General features: G+C 56.6%; 8 protein-coding genes. 3 read left to right on the forward strand and 5 right to left on the reverse strand.

Translation table 11 applies throughout. The annotated features are described in order from the left end of the window. Window positions 1-156 precede the first annotated feature (156 nt). Both ACLIRY_RS06125 and ACLIRY_RS06130 read left to right on the forward strand, forming a co-directional pair. On the forward strand, window positions 157-909 hold the full coding sequence (locus ACLIRY_RS06125; RefSeq protein WP_413204473.1) for a Bax inhibitor-1/YccA family protein: 753 nt from the start codon (window positions 157-159) through the stop codon (window positions 907-909). Between the two features lie 856 nt (window positions 910-1,765). Then, window positions 1,766-3,679 carry a methyl-accepting chemotaxis protein gene (locus ACLIRY_RS06130; protein ID WP_413204474.1) on the forward strand — a complete coding sequence of 638 codons (1,914 nt, stop codon included), beginning with the start codon at window positions 1,766-1,768 and terminating at the stop codon, window positions 3,677-3,679. A gap of 512 nt (window positions 3,680-4,191) precedes the next feature. Here the strand turns inward: ACLIRY_RS06130 and ACLIRY_RS06135 are convergent. The 4 genes from ACLIRY_RS06135 to ACLIRY_RS06150 form a co-directional block, all read right to left on the reverse strand. Then, complete coding sequence (locus ACLIRY_RS06135) at window positions 4,192-5,304, reverse strand: TRAP transporter substrate-binding protein (RefSeq protein WP_413204475.1); 1,113 nt, start codon at window positions 5,302-5,304, stop codon at window positions 4,192-4,194. Between the two features lie 172 nt (window positions 5,305-5,476). Beyond that, entirely contained in the window at window positions 5,477-6,220 is a 744-nt protein-coding gene (locus ACLIRY_RS06140; RefSeq protein ID WP_413204476.1) for a J domain-containing protein, read from the reverse strand. Window positions 6,221-6,547: 327 nt separating this feature from the next. Then, window positions 6,548-9,415, reverse strand: a complete 2,868-nt coding sequence (locus ACLIRY_RS06145) for an EAL domain-containing protein (protein WP_413204477.1) — start codon at window positions 9,413-9,415, stop codon at window positions 6,548-6,550. Between the two features lie 168 nt (window positions 9,416-9,583). After that, window positions 9,584-11,257, reverse strand: coding sequence for an ABC transporter ATP-binding protein (locus ACLIRY_RS06150; RefSeq protein ID WP_413204478.1), 1,674 nt, complete (start codon window positions 11,255-11,257; stop codon window positions 9,584-9,586). A 528-nt stretch (window positions 11,258-11,785) separates the two neighbouring features. Between ACLIRY_RS06150 and ACLIRY_RS06155 the strand changes: the two genes are divergently transcribed. Then, window positions 11,786-12,835, forward strand: coding sequence for a hypothetical protein (locus ACLIRY_RS06155; protein WP_413204479.1), 1,050 nt, complete (start codon window positions 11,786-11,788; stop codon window positions 12,833-12,835). A 396-nt stretch (window positions 12,836-13,231) separates the two neighbouring features. On the opposite strand, the gene purH is transcribed toward ACLIRY_RS06155, so the two are convergent. Next, complete coding sequence (gene purH, locus ACLIRY_RS06160) at window positions 13,232-14,812, reverse strand: bifunctional phosphoribosylaminoimidazolecarboxamide formyltransferase/IMP cyclohydrolase (RefSeq protein ID WP_413204480.1); 1,581 nt, start codon at window positions 14,810-14,812, stop codon at window positions 13,232-13,234. Window positions 14,813-14,857: the final 45 nt, after the last annotated feature.

The raw sequence follows: 14,857 nt of genomic DNA on the forward strand, positions 1-14,857 counted from the left end.
TATTACTGGGGAAACCCGCCATCTGTTTCCACCGAGTATCCGTTGATTCCTTCGAAAAGCATGCCATATTAGGAACGAGGGGAGACTGGAACGACCTGTTCCAGGCAGGCTTCCCAATCGGTTCCCACCACGAGTTGAGAGATCGAAGAGGAAAAAATGGTCGACGACATCAGACAAGCGCATCTGTCGCGGTCCAAGGCAGGAACGCGGGCGGAGGCCCAAGTGGATGCCGGATTGCGCTCTTTTATGCTGAGTGTTTACAACTACATGGCATCCGGTCTGCTGCTGTCAGGCTTGGTCGCTCTCGCGGTTGTTCACACCTCCATGGCCGGAATCTTCTATCAAATCACCCCGGACGGGCAGTTGATTGGTCTGAACGGCCTGGGCATGATCGCTGTCTTCGCGCCGCTGGCCCTGCTGTTTCTGGTCATGTTCGCGGGTCAACGCATGAGCGCAACGGCCACCCAAGCCTTCTACTGGGCATTCGTGGCCCTGCAGGGCATCAGCCTGTCCACGCTGCTGGTGATGTACACCGGGGAAAGCGTGGTCCGCGTCTTCTTCATCACCGCGGCGGCTTTCGCGTCACTAAGCCTTTATGGCTACACGACCAAGCGGGACCTGTCGGCCTTCGGCAAGTTCCTGTTCATGGGTCTGATCGGCATTCTGATTGCTGGCGTGGTGAATATTTTCGTCGGCAGTTCCATGCTGATGTTTGTCATCTCTGCCGCCGGCGTCCTGGTGTTCTCTGGCTTGATCGCCTACGACACCCAAGCCATTAAGGAGCGGTACTACGCCGGGATGGGACATGAGTCCGAGACAAAGCTGGCAGTTTTCAGTGCGCTCGGCCTGTACCTGAACTTCATCAACCTGATGCAGTTCCTGATGATGTTCCTGGGGGATCGCCGCTAGAGTGCTCCGAGATCAAGTTGGGCCACGTCTTGGCCCGACTTGGCCTCTTTCCGCTCCAGGGTACCACACCAAACAGAGGCTTCAGCCACAGTTTGAAACCCTGTTTTTCTAGACTTTTTGAACGGGCCCTGGTGATCAATCACCAGGGCCTTTTCCTTGCCGACCTCACTGTTGACCTCCCATCCAAGGCCACACGACCACTTTTTTCAGCCTGCTGATCTCATCAATCCGCAGATTGCTGTCAACCACGGTACACAATCTTGTCTTATAGTTTTGGGCAATTGTCCAAACCCCCATTTTTTTGCCCAGGGTCTGGGGCCCATTGGCTCCAGTGACGACGGGGCAAAGCCCCGTCACTGGAAAGTATCCCTGTCCTGCCCCGTGGCTGTGAACACAACCAAAGAAAAGAGCAAGAACCATCCTTTTCTGGACAGAATCTCCAATCAGAAAGTACTATTTTCAACTAGGTTGGCGAACATTACTGACTCCGTAGCATCTTGTTTACGTCCAACTCGATTGACGCAGAAAACACCGTCGACTATGAGCAAAAATCATTTATTTTCATTGGATTAACGGTGTTTCGAAACAAGAATGCACAGATATAGTAATAGCAGCAGTGTCACTATCTGTGCACCGCTATTCTGGTCAAAAAAAGCCGCCTCAAAAATGTCCAAACTGACTGGGGGTTGTCATGTTTAAAAATTCATTGTCCATGTTTTTTATAACTCTCCAGATTTTCGGATTTTCATTTTTTCTCCTCTCCGCTTCTTTTATCGCCTTTGAATCGGTTGGCGATTACGACGCAGCAAAAACAATCCTCGCCGCCGCGCAAGTCAATCGAGACTTATTTAAGGCCATGATTGTCGTCCGAGGACAAAATGCCAGCGCACAAACCGCCCTCGTCGCACAAGATGACCCGACTGCGGCCATTCAAGCTGTCCGTGCAAAGGCAAATGCCGCCTACAAGAGTGTCATGGAGAAATTACTGAGCACCGACTTGCCGGACAAGACCCACCTCCTTGAAGGCCTGAAAAGCCGCTGGCAAACGATGACTGGACTGCAAACCTTGGTTGATACCCAAGCAACACGTCCCAGAAAGGAGCGGGACGTCGGCGCCACGCAACCTTGGAGGCAGAGTGTCTTCGACATGGTCCAAGCCCTCTCCTTGGCCTCCCAGACCCTCGAAAACCGGGCAAGACTGCTTGATCCCATTGTCGCTGAAATGGTCCAGGTCCGCAGACTGGGTTGGCTCATTCGCGATAAATTCGGGTCCCAATGTTCCTTGCTCCGCCCCAATGTGGTGGATAGTCGGCGCCTTTCCCCAGAGATTGCCGCAAAGTGGTTCGGGCTCATCGGTGCCTACCAGACCGCTTGGCCCACCCTGGACGCCTTGTTGGCCCACGACAATGTCCCTTCCGCCGTCCTGACAACGGTCAAAACGGCCCGCGAAGAAATCGAACGCGTGCAGAAGCGTATGAACGACCTTGTCGCGGGATTCGATGGAGGAGGGCAGGAGGCCATGCCCGCCAAAGCCTACACCGAAATGTGCAACGGTCCCTTCAATGCCATCCTGGCCATCAGTTATACCGCCATGGACGAAGCTGTCACCCACGCCGAACAGCGGTCGAGTTGGGCGATGACACGGGCGGTAACCGCCATCTCCCTTGTGGTGATCGCCCTTGGGCTATCGGTCTTCTCGACCCTTTCGATTTTGCGGCGGTTTTCACGCCCCATTAAAGGCTTGATGCAAACCGTTAGGCGTTTGTCCCAGCGGGAGTTTTCCGAACCGGTCCCCACCCCCACCCGAATGGACGAATTCGGCCATCTATTCCTGGCCCTGGAGGATTTGCGCATTCGTGCCATGGACGCCGAGACGCTTCAGGCGGAACAGGACGAGGAACGAAGACGCCAGATTGCAAGGGGTGAGGTGTTGGAAAATGCCATATCCGACTTCGAGATAACAATCAACCAAGTGGTCTCTGGCGTGCAGACCGCATCCTCGGCCATGGAATCCGACTCACAAAGCCTTTCAAAGATTGCCGACGACACCAATTCCCAATCACGCACCGTGGCAAATGCGGCGGAAGAAGCCTCCACGAATGTCCAGACCATCGCCTCCGCATCCGAGGAATTAAGCGCCTCGATTCACGAAGTGAATATGCAGATCAACCGATCCTCGGAGATGACCCGTACCGCCGTAAAAGAAGTTGAACGGACCAACGATTCCGTCACCGAATTGAAGACAGCCGCTGTTAAAATTGGGGAAGTGGTCGATCTGATTACCGACATCGCCTCCCAAACCAACCTTTTGGCCCTCAACGCCACCATTGAGGCTGCCCGGGCCGGAGAACTTGGTAAAGGGTTTGCCGTCGTAGCCAATGAAGTGAAAACGCTCGCCAATCAGACACGGAATGCCACCGAAAATATCGCATCTCAAGTCGCGGGTATGCAAACAGCCTCCGAAGATTGTGCCACCGCCATTGATGTCATTGGCAAACGCATCCTGATGATTGACGAAGTCATTTCGTCCATCGCGACTGCGGCCGAAGAGCAAGCGACGGCCACCCGCGAAATCGCGACTGGCATCCACAAGGCCGCCGCAGGCACAGACGAAGTCTCGGCGAATATCGCAAATGTCACCCATGTCGCCGGAGACACGGAGCAAATGTCGGAAAAGGTTTTGGGCGCCTCCACCGACCTCTCTCGCCAAGCGATCCTTTTAAAGAAGGAAGTGGAAAGCTTTCTCGCAAACGTTCGCGCCGTTAAATAGGTCTGCTTTCCTGAGAAAATCTTCGAAAATCTGTGGGAACGGCCTGCTGCCGAGTGGCCGTGAGCTTCTCTCATTATCACTTGGAGCATATTTTCCAATTCATGACACCGGACACGACAGGGGATGTTTTCCTGTCACGGGACTTTGCCCCGTCCTCTCCTCTTTGGCGAGGCTGGGGCCGAAAGGCCCCAGACCCCGGGCGAAAAAGGGGGGTTTGGGGGCATTGAAAATCCTGAAACCCTGCTTCGCAGTTACTGGGCTCTGCCCAGACCCGCAAAGGGTCACGGACCCTTTGATCCCATTGGTAAAAAAGCAAATGGGTGTCCGGGGCCTCAGGCCCCGGTTGGGGGCGGGCTATAACGAGAGGCATGCGGGGCCAGCTTGACCCAAGCTGATCCCGTTTCACTCTAGGCAATCGCCCCAAAAATACGAGGCACTGTCGTGACCTGTGGATTCCTGAATCAGGCGAAAAGCTGTAGAAACCTCCCACTGGATCCCGTGATGGGAAGAAATCAAACCATTCCCAAGGCAATTTCCCGATTACGCAGGGTGGGAAGATCAGCATGGGCCTGGTACTTGGCGCATTTCTCATTGAAGGCCTTGAAGGACGCATAGACCTTCGCGGTCATCGGATCCCCGGCCGCCATCTCCTCCAAGACTTCGGTCGTTGCCTTGCCCATGGCCACGATAATCTCCTTTGAGAAGGTCCGGATCTCAATCTGCGGGTACTTCTCCCTCATGCTGTCGAAGACGATGGTGTTGTTGTAGGTAAAGTCCGCAAGGGTGATGGAGTTCGTTGCATGGGCAGCGAACTTGACGATAGCCTGCAAATCCGTGGGCAGCGCATCATAACGGGCCTGGTTGACGATGACCTCCAGCGAGGGGCCGGGCTCATGGAAGGCAGGCATATAGTAGTACTTTGCCGCCTTCTGCAGGCCAAAGGCAATGTCCAGCCAGGGGCTGACCCATTCCGCAGCATCCACAGCGCCAGACATGAGCGAGGGCATGATCTCACCCGGGGGAGTCAACACCGTCGCCGCGCCCAGTCGCCGCATGACCTCGCCCCCCAGACCGGCAATGCGCATCTTCAGGCCCTTCAAGTCCTCGAGCGTATTAATCTCCTTATTGAACCAACCGCCCGCCTGACTTCCGGAATTGCCCGCGTAAAAGGGCTTCACCCCCATGGGGGCATAGACTTCCTCCCATAGGGCCATGCCATCACCGAAGGTCAACCAACCGTTCATTTCCCAGGCCAGCAGACCAAAGGGTACCGTAGTGAACAGATTCAAGGCCTTGGCCTTGCCTTGCCAGTAATAGGGCGTGGAGTGGCCTACTTGAGCGGTATCGTTCTGGACGGCATCCAACACTTCGAACGGCGGAACCAACTCGCCCCCGGCAAACAGGGTAATGGTCAAACGCCCCCCGGACATCTCAGTCACCATATCCGCGAACCGCTGGGCATTGACGCCAACACCCGGTGCGTTCTTTGGCCAGGGCGCCACCATCTTCCATTCGATCCGCTCTTGAGCCAAAGCGGGAGCGGCCAGGACGCCTGCTGCCAGAGGAGTCGAGGCCGCCGCCGCACCGGCCGTGGCCGCTGTCGTTAGGAATTCACGCCGCTTCATGGATGTTGCCTCCAATGGGATGGTGTTCTTGGACTGGTTGACGGGTTTGAATTCGGCTTTGAATGACCGATTTTCCATATTCAACCCCGTGAAAAGGGGATGCGGCGGGCAGCATATCCCGGGGCGGGGGTCGGGCCAAGGGGTCGATATTCAGATCGGACTCGCAATGAACTTAACGATTCCGCAAATATTCCATGGCTTGGTTCAACTGGCTCATTCGGTCATGGCTGCCCATGCCGCTGTCGGGATGGTGAATGGTGGCCAGCATACGGAACCGGCTTTTCAATTCCCGGCCATCGGGCCAGGTGCCGGGCGGAAACCCCATGACAAAAAGGGCTTCGCCCCGGCTGGTGACACCTCCGGGGAGGGGATCGGTCATTAAAACCCCAACCATCGCCCGCAAGCGATCCACTTCCTCGCGAATATCGGCTGATTCCCGGGCCATTTCCGCTTTTTCGCGATCCAATTCAGCGCGCAAGCTTCGCATTTTGCCTTCCAAGGCGCGCCGTGCCTCTTCCGCTGCAGCGGCTTCCTTTTCCGCTGCGGCGGCTTCCTTGGCGCTGACTCCACCAATGGAGACGGCCACGGCCCCCTTCTCCATGGCAAGCGCAAGACCGATGGCCCGGCGGATGAAGGGGACCTCGAACCCCTTGATCATCCGCACCTGCAAACGTGGTTTGCGACGCCAGGGTCGCCCCTCGGACGGTCCAGACTTGAGAACCACTGTCTCCCGATCCCCCGCTTGGGGCTCTCCGGGATCGGGGAAGGTCTCGATTTCCTCTGGCGGGACCACCAACATCACCGAGCGGGCCAAATCACCCACATTGACCCGTCTCCGATCGGCAAGGGCAAGGGCCGCGTCTCGAAAAGCTGACGTGCAAGGAACGGTGTAGGAATGTTTAACCTCTGCGGCCAAGACTGACCCTCCTCTAACGTAGGAAACCTGGGCCCGGTATCCCCTCCCACCGGAGATTAACCCCTGAATCCATACCCACTTCGGAACAAATGACAGGACCCACGACCCTACGCTGTCACTTTAATTCAGCACATAAAGAAAATTTTACAAGGTTTTGATTTACTGTAATTAATTGCAACCCTGCTCTCTCTTCCTCAACAAGATGGAAAGAGCACAAAACCCTGCGTAGGCTCTGAATCGGGCTTGTATGGCAAGGTGCCGTCTAGGGGGGGGCCTGTCAACTTCAATTGAAGTTATATACATTCAACCCTTCTGACCCCGTCTAGATCACACGTCTTCGGGCTTGGGTATCGGCTTACCCGCACCGAGCATCGCGGCCATTTCTTCCCCCGGCAGAGGTTTGGAGAAGAGGTAGCCCTGGATCGCGTCGCAGCCCACTTTGCTGAGAAAATCCAAGTGCTCAATGGTTTCCACGCCTTCAGCGACGACCTTGAGGTTCAGGGCATGGGCCATAGCGATAATAGCCTGAACAATGGCCGCATCGTTCTGGTCGGTTGTCACATCCATCACAAAGCTCCGGTCGATCTTAAGCTTGCGGATGGGGAAACGCTTGAGCACGGATAGGGAAGAATAGCCCGTTCCGAAATCATCAATCGAACAGGATACACCCCGTTCCCTGAACATATTCACCACATTAATGGCGTTCTCCGGATCATTCATAGCGGAACTTTCTGTCAGCTCCAGCTCTAGACACTCGGGGTTCAAGTTAAAGGTGCTCAGACTTTCTTCGACCATATGGATCAACTGGCGCGAGTTGTGGAACTGGCGACCCGAAATATTCACGGCCACAGTTATCTGCGGCAGACCTCGACGGCGCCATTCCGACGTCCACCGGCAGGAATCAGCCAAAACCTGCACACAGATCGCATCAATCAGGCCATACTCCTCCGCCACCGGAATGAACTTGCCCGGCGGGATCAAGCCATCTTCCGGACTGATCCAACGCGCCAGGGCTTCGCAACCGGTGATCTCACCCGTTCTGACATCCACCTGAGGCTGGAAGAAGGCGACAAACTCCCTCCGGTCCAAGGCCCGCCTCAGGCGGTTCTGCATGGTCAGCATCTGAGCGGCCCGGGCGCCCATTTCCTCAGTAAACATCTGGAACGCCCCGCCGCCTCCGGTTTTAGCCCGGTGCAAGGCCGCGTCCGCGTGCATAATCAGGGTTTCCGCGTCATTCCCGTCGTTGGGATAGACGGCCCCACCGATGGACACGGTCATATCGAACAGTTGACCATCCAATTCCAGGGGTTGTGTAAAGGAGCTTTGCAGCACTTCCACGGATTCAAACAGATCCGCGTGATTGCATAGGCCCGTCAGCAGGACCAAGAAGCGGTCTCCCCCCGCCCGACAGACAATGGATCCGGCATCCAGGCTCTGTTGTAAACGACGAGCCACCGCCACTAGAACCTTATCGCCCATGGTATGGCCGATTGTGGCATTGATGATACTGAAGCGATCAAGCCCCAGGGACAGGACCGCCACCCAGGTTCCCATGTTGCTGGCAAACTGCCGGGCCCGCTCGAACCGCTCGACAAACAAGGAGCGATTGCCCAGACCGGTCAAGGGATCGTAGTAGGCCAGGAATGTCAGGCGCCCTTCGGCCCGTTTCCGATCAGTAACATCCAGAGCCACCCCTTCCCAAACCACATCTCCGGTGGGTAGACGGTGTGGCCTGGACCAACCCCGCAACCACCGCTCGTCCCCTCCCATACTGAGGACCTTGATGTCATCCTCCATGGGCTCAAGGGTCCGGGCGGATTGTTTCAGACTCTCCAGGAACAGGTCCCTGTCATCGGATGCCATCGCGTCCAAGAACAGGGTCCCGTTTTCAAGCAGGGCCTCGGGCTCAACACCGAGGACTTCCTTCACCCCATTGCTGATGTACAGGAAAGTCAACTCCCCGTCGGTGGTCAGCATGCGTTGAAACACCAACCCCGGTACGTTGTCGGCGATATTTTGTAGCCGTTGCTGGGTGGCGGCCAGGGCGTTTTCCGTTTCCTTGCGCTGGGTGATATCGCGAATCACCCCAATGAAAATACGCCGTCCCTCGGTCAGAACCTCCGACAGGGCCATCTCCAGGGGGAAAATACGCCCATTGCTCCGCTTGCCCCTCAGTTCCCGCGGACCGGTCCCGATCAAGGTGCCTTCACCAGTGATCACATACCGTTTCAGATAGTCGCCATGTTCGGCCTGATCGGAATCGGGCATCAGAACGCTGATATTCTGACCCAGCAAATCGTCTTTGTCATAGCCAAAGACTTCGCCCACCGCCGCGTTCACGGATTCAATCAAGCCGTCCTCTGAAATGGTCACGATGCCATCAGCAGCATGGTTCATGATCATTTCGAGCCACAGTTCGGCCCGTTTGCGGTCGGTGACGTCAATCAACACACCGTCCCAAAGAACGTCGCCATTGGGCATGCTTTGGGGTTGAGCCGTTCCGGAAAGCCATTTCACCGTGCCATCGCGGCCAATGGCCCGGAACTCCTCCAGGCAGACCCCCAGCGTTGCCGCAGACCGCTGAACATTTTCCAGGTAGCGATCCCGGTCAGCCCAATGGATGGCGTCCAGGCTGCCATCCCGGGCAACAGTGATTTCCTCCGGATGGAAGCCCAACACCTCCTCCACCCCGGTGGAAAAAAAGGGATAATAGATGGCGCCATCGGGCCGGAGAACCCGCTGAAACACGATACCGGGCATATTCGCGGCGAAATTACCCAGCCGCTCTTCCGTCTCCAGCCAAGTGTCCGGCCCGGTGGGCATAACCGAGGCTTCCCGGGCCAGAGCGACATGATACCGGGTCCCAGAGACCTCGGTGGCACTGAAGGTCATCTCCAGGCTGACCGAAAGACCACTGGGGGGTGAAATCGTGAGGTAGCGCTTGGTTTCCGAGGACTCGCTGTCCGGGTCCCGGCCAAGAAGGGCGGTAATGGTGGCGAATTTCTCACCGAGAAGTTCGGACACGTTGCGGCTCAAGATTTCCTCGCGCTGCCGTCCGAACAGACGTTCAGCTGCGGAATTGAACGCGACCACCTGCGCTTGGCCATCCAGGATCAGCAAGCCATCGGGAGCGGCCTCCATCGCCGCAGACAAAATGTCCGCCGCAGTGGCGAGATGCATGATTTCAGATCTCATCCCACACCGAATATCGCTCCCCGGGCGGGAACCAACCGATTCCTTGGTCGTGGCTCCCTAAATAGTGATGACCAAAGATCCATCACCGGCTTCCTTGAAAGGCTGAGGATAGGGCATCTATCCTTGGGAATCGAAGGATTTTTTCCCCACAGATCCCACTGCGCGACATCACGCACCCAAAGCATGGGCCGCATACAACCTTGCGTAAACACCCTCTTGGGTCAAAAGCGTGGTATGGGTGCCCGTCTCGACAATTGCCCCATTCTCCATCACATGGATGGTATGAGCGCCGATAACTGTACTGAGCCGGTGGGCGATAATCAGGCAGGTGCGCCCGGCCATCAGGTCCGCCAAAGCCGCCTGGACCAGCCGTTCCGACTCAGTATCAAGCGCCGAAGTGGGCTCATCCAGAAGCAGAATAGGCGCATCCTTGAGAAAGGCCCGAGCAATGGACAGGCGTTGACGCTGCCCCCCCGACAGGCGGGTTCCCTGCTCGCCCAAAACCGTATCATATCCTTGGGGTAGGGCCTCGATGAAATCATGGGCTGCGGCCCGTCGGGCTGCGGCCTTAATGGCCGCCTCGTCTGCCTCCGGTCGGCCATAGGCAATATTGGCCCGGACGGTGTCATCGAAAATGACCACCTCCTGACTGACCAGAGCAATGGACTCCCAGATCGAGGAGAGGGTTAGCCCTCGAAGATCCGCTCCATCGATCTCGACCCGGCCCACCACCGGATCATGAAATCGGGGAATCATGTTCATCAGGGTGGACTTACCCGCGCCCGACGGGCCAACCAAAGCGGTAACCGTCCCCGGCTCAAGCGCCAAGGTCACACCTGTCAGCGCAGGCGGCCCCTGGATTTCCGGCTCCACGTGGTTGGGATAGGCGAAGCTCACTCCCTCGAAGCGCACCCTTCGGGGACCGGGGCCCAGGGGTTTTACATCCGATGCTTCGATCAGGGCCGGTCGCATATCCATCAAGTGATACATGCGATCCGCAGCCGCCAATCCTTCCTGAAGGATGGTATGGAGGTTGGCAAGGCGCTTGGCCGGCTGATAGGCCAAAAGAAGGGACCCCAGGAAAGCGGTCAGATCGCCGGGGCTGACCTCTCCGCGCAACACCCGATCACCCCCGTAAAACAGGGCCGCACCCACTGCGACGCCGACAAAAACTTCCATCACCGGCGTTACCAAGGCGCGGGTCCATTCGGCCTTAAAGGTCTGGGCCCGAACCCCCTCGATCAAGCCGTGGACCCGGGCCCGCTCGAACTCCTCTGCGCCGAAGATCTTGACCATGCGGATCCCCCGTAGGGTTTGAGTCAGGCGGGCGTTCAACCCTCCCAGCTCTCCCTGGGTTCGCGAGGCGATCCGGCGGATCCGTTTTCCGATCCGACTGACCGGCCAGATCGCCAGGGGCAGGGCCACATAGGCCAGCAAGGCCATGCGCCAATCCAACCAGATCGTATGGGCCACCAAACCCACCATGGTCACCAGATCCCGGCCCAAACTGATCAACCCATTGGACACGGCCAACCGCATCTGGTGTAGATCGACCGTAAACCTTGAAGTCAAGGCACTGGCCGAATGAGTTTGGAAAAATGCGAGATCCATGTCGGCGAGGTGCCGGTAAAGACGACCCCTGGCATCCGACACCGCACCAAGGCCAGCCTTGGCCACCAAAACGACGCTGAAGAAATTGGATACGGCCTTGATTGCGAATGCCGCGAGGATCCCCCCTCCAATCGCCCAAAGCGCGTCGGGCTGCCCCCCATTGACGATTCCGTCGATGGCAGGCTTGAGCATATGGGCCACGGCGACTGTTGCCCCAGCCAAAACCAACATCCAAGCCATTCCGTGAAGGATGGTTCCCCAACGTGGCCGAACGAAATCTCGGACCAGACGATGGACCAGAACGCGGCTTGACGTGTGAGTGGTTGGCTCCAGGGCGTTGGATAAGGTCACGCCAAAAGGTCCTCGATAGGGGAAACCGCAGTGAAATATCGCAGCCCCGAATAATCACCGTTCAGGGGCGGCGCGGACCTTATCAGCGCCACCCCATGTCGTCCAGGGTCCGGAAGAGAACCGAGAACCCGCAACCAGGGGCAGTGAAGCACCGGCTTGTTGAAATTCCATGAAACCATTACCAATGAAACCTAAAGATGGTATCCTTCAATCTTGTTTTGCCAAGACAGAGCCAATACTCTCCGATAGAGTATTCAGTCCTAAAAGGCGCACGGCTTTTCCTTGGTGTTTCCATCCGTAAAGCCCTTGGACAGGTTTTTGCCCCACTCCTGCCATCGGAGTCCCGAATCCCGTACCGACGGTGCTAGGGACCCGCGCCAAGAAATTGGGGACCGGGAACACGCAGACATGTTGGTCGAAGAACGCAAACACACGCCCATCGAGGACAGCGATATGGATTCGCTGTTCGTCTTGCCGCTTAATATCATCCCCCTGGAGACTCCAGCCCTTGCTCGGGCCCGGATGATTAAGAACGCCAAGCTCTTTTCCGTCATCGAAATGTTCGAGGACCTGTCCACGGGCAGTGGCCAAGTGGAAGTCGCAGACCTACCTAAGCTGTTCGGTTGGGATCCGGAACAGGGCATTCACCCGGATATGGTCGTCTTGCGTAAACTGGCCAAAATGGAAAGCTACGACGTCTTTTCTCTCCGCATTCTTTTGCGGGAACATGGAATCTCTGTCAACCAACAGGATGCCTTGAAGCTATCGGACGAAAAAAACAGCCAGCTCACCAGTTATATGACCAAATTCACCCACCCCTTGATCATGCAAATCTACGGGGATGATAATCTAGTTATCAACAGCTTCGATGATGTCGTTAAACTATTCCGTGATCCAGACCTGAAAAAAGCAAAAGAACGTCTGCAGAAAATGTCTGATAAGTTAGGCATTAGCATGCTTGATGTTCCAAAGTTCTTGGAAGATTACGGAGATATATTCCTATCCCTCTCCTATTACCGACAATGCTTAGACAGGCTGGCACCTCTTCTTGAAGTTTTCATCAGTTCGATGTATGAGATCCGGAACAACTATCAGCTCAAGCAGGATGCCAACCTGCTGAAAAATTGTTCCATGATGGAAAATACCATCAACGAGCTGTCATCGGCCATCACGGGACGGTTCGAGAATTTCGACCGGTCCACTAAGGTGATGTGGGACAATATTTCCGCAGAACGGTTCGAAAAAGTGAGAGGCTTGATCGAGAGTTACCACACCACCATCGGCGGTGTGCTTTGCGGACTGACCGTGAAAATGAACGCCTGGATCCGCCTGTTTCCAAAACCGACAAGTGGTGGTCCTGTCAAACGCGCCGAATTCATCATGAGTGAAATGCGTCAAGGTCTGGACAATATCAAGAAAATCGACGACAGCGCCCCCATGCTGACTTTGCTGAGCTAAAGCACACGCCTTCGTTCGCCGATTGCAACCAGCCCTCTTTTACGACCGGACTCTAGTTCAAATAGTTAGAGTATCGACCCAAACACAGACTTCATACCAAGCGGCGCGGGTTCAAACCCACGCCCCTTTTATTGCATTCAAATACCACGCTGCCTTTGATGCGCCGTAGGGCGCGGCGAGCTCTTGGCCGCTTCCAAAGTACGGTAAGCCAAGCGTCACAGCACACGGCAGTGCCTCGTCTTTTTTGAGCGATAGCCCAAACCCATTTGGGGGCAAGTGCCCCCAACCCCCCCCCCTTTTGTTGTCCGGGGTCTGGGGCCTTTCGGCCAAAAATAATAGTTTGGGGCCTTCGGCCCCAGTGGGGGACGGGGCAAAGCCCCGTGCCGGAAAGGTACTCTAATGCCGGAAGTGACGAACCCCTGTGAACACCATGGCTAGGCCTGCTTCGTCGGCAGCCTTGATGACCTCGTCATCGCGCATACTGCCACCGGGCTGAATCACCGCAGTCGCTCCCGCTTTGGCCGCAGCCAATAACCCATCAGCAAAAGGGAAGAAGGCGTCGGAAGCCACGACGGAGCCAATCGTCCCGGCTTCTGACACGCCAATCGCTTCTGCCGCTTCCTGGGACTTCCAGGAGGCGATCCGGGCACTATCCACGCGGCTCATCTGACCGGCACCGATGCCGACAGTGGCACCATTTTTCACGTAGACGATGGCATTGGACTTCACATGCTTGCAAACCCGGAAAGCAAACAGCATGTCCGCCATTTCCCGGTCGGTTGGGGCGCGCTTGGAGACAACCTTGAGGTTGGCGTCCAACACATCTGCCGAGTCGCGATCCTGAACCAGCAGGCCACCGGCCACAGAGCGGACGGTCAAGCCCTGGGTGCTGGTATCCGCAGGGACACCCGTTAACAGCAGACGCAGGTTCTTTTTGGACGCGAAGAGGGCACGGGCGTCGGGGTCCGCGTCCGGGGCAATAACCACCTCCGTGAAGATTTTGGTGATCTCCTCAGCTGCTGCCAAATCGATGGTCCGGTTCAGGGCGACAATACCCCCAAAAGCACTCACCGGATCACAGGCCAAAGCCGCCCTATAGGCCTCCACCATATCGATGCCTTGGGCCACACCACAGGGATTGGCGTGTTTGATGATCGCCACAGCGGGTTCAGCGAATTCACACACCAGCTCGAAGGCAGCATCGGTATCGTTGATGTTGTTGTAAGAGAGTTCCTTGCCCTGAAGCTTGTCAGCGCTCGCAACACCAGGACGGCCAATCCCATGGACGTAGAAGCCAGCGTTTTGGTGAGGGTTTTCGCCGTAACGAAGAGATTGGCGCAAACGCCCGGCGAAAACGATATGGCGAGGGCTACTGTCGCCGACCTGCTCCTGGAACCAACGACTGATGGCACCATCATAAGCACCACAGCGGGCAAAAGCCCGAGCAGCCAGCAGTCGGCGCAACTCAATACTTGTCGCCCCATCATGGGCAACCATTTCGTCCATGACGACCTGGTAATCCTCTGGGTCCGTGACAACGGTCACGCTGTCGTGGTTTTTGGCGGCTGCGCGGATCAAGGTTGGCCCGCCAATGTCCACGTTTTCCACACAGGTCTCGAAATCGCCGCCCCTTGCTACGGTTGCTTCAAAGGGATAGAGATTCACCACAACGAGGTCGATGGGGTGAATATCATGTTCGGCCATGGCACGGCGATGGTCCGGATTGTCGCGAATCCCTAGAATGCCCCCGTGGATCTTTGGATGCAGTGTCTTGACCCGGCCATCGAGCATTTCAGGGAAACCGGTGAAATCAGCGACCTCGACGACAGGCAGGCCCGCATCGGCGATGGTCTTGGCGCTACCGCCCGTGGAGAGGATCTCCACATCCCGATCAGCGAGGAACTGGGCGAAGGTCACCAAGTCTGTTTTGTCGGAAACGCTGATGAGCGCTCGGCGAATGGCAATGGTGTGCAGCACGGGCGAAAATCCCTGAAGCGGTGGAGTCGACTGAATACCGGGCTC

This window comes from Rhodospirillum sp. A1_3_36 (genome assembly GCF_047263945.1).
GTDB lineage: Bacteria > Pseudomonadota > Alphaproteobacteria > Rhodospirillales > Rhodospirillaceae > Rhodospirillum.

What these genes read in the sequence shown, in the direction of transcription:
- ACLIRY_RS06125 (WP_413204473.1), top strand. Translation starts at nt 157, where the DNA reads ATGGTCGACGACATCAGACAAGCGCATCTGTCGCGGTCCAAGGCAGGA.
- ACLIRY_RS06130 (WP_413204474.1), top strand. Translation starts at nt 1,766, where the DNA reads ATGATTGTCGTCCGAGGACAAAATGCCAGCGCACAAACCGCCCTCGTC.
- ACLIRY_RS06135 (WP_413204475.1), bottom strand. Translation starts at nt 5,304, where the DNA reads ATGAAGCGGCGTGAATTCCTAACGACAGCGGCCACGGCCGGTGCGGCG.
- ACLIRY_RS06145 (WP_413204477.1), bottom strand. Translation starts at nt 9,415, where the DNA reads ATGAGATCTGAAATCATGCATCTCGCCACTGCGGCGGACATTTTGTCT.
- ACLIRY_RS06150 (WP_413204478.1), bottom strand. Translation starts at nt 11,257, where the DNA reads ATGTTGGTTTTGGCTGGGGCAACAGTCGCCGTGGCCCATATGCTCAAG.
- ACLIRY_RS06155 (WP_413204479.1), top strand. Translation starts at nt 11,786, where the DNA reads ATGTTGGTCGAAGAACGCAAACACACGCCCATCGAGGACAGCGATATG.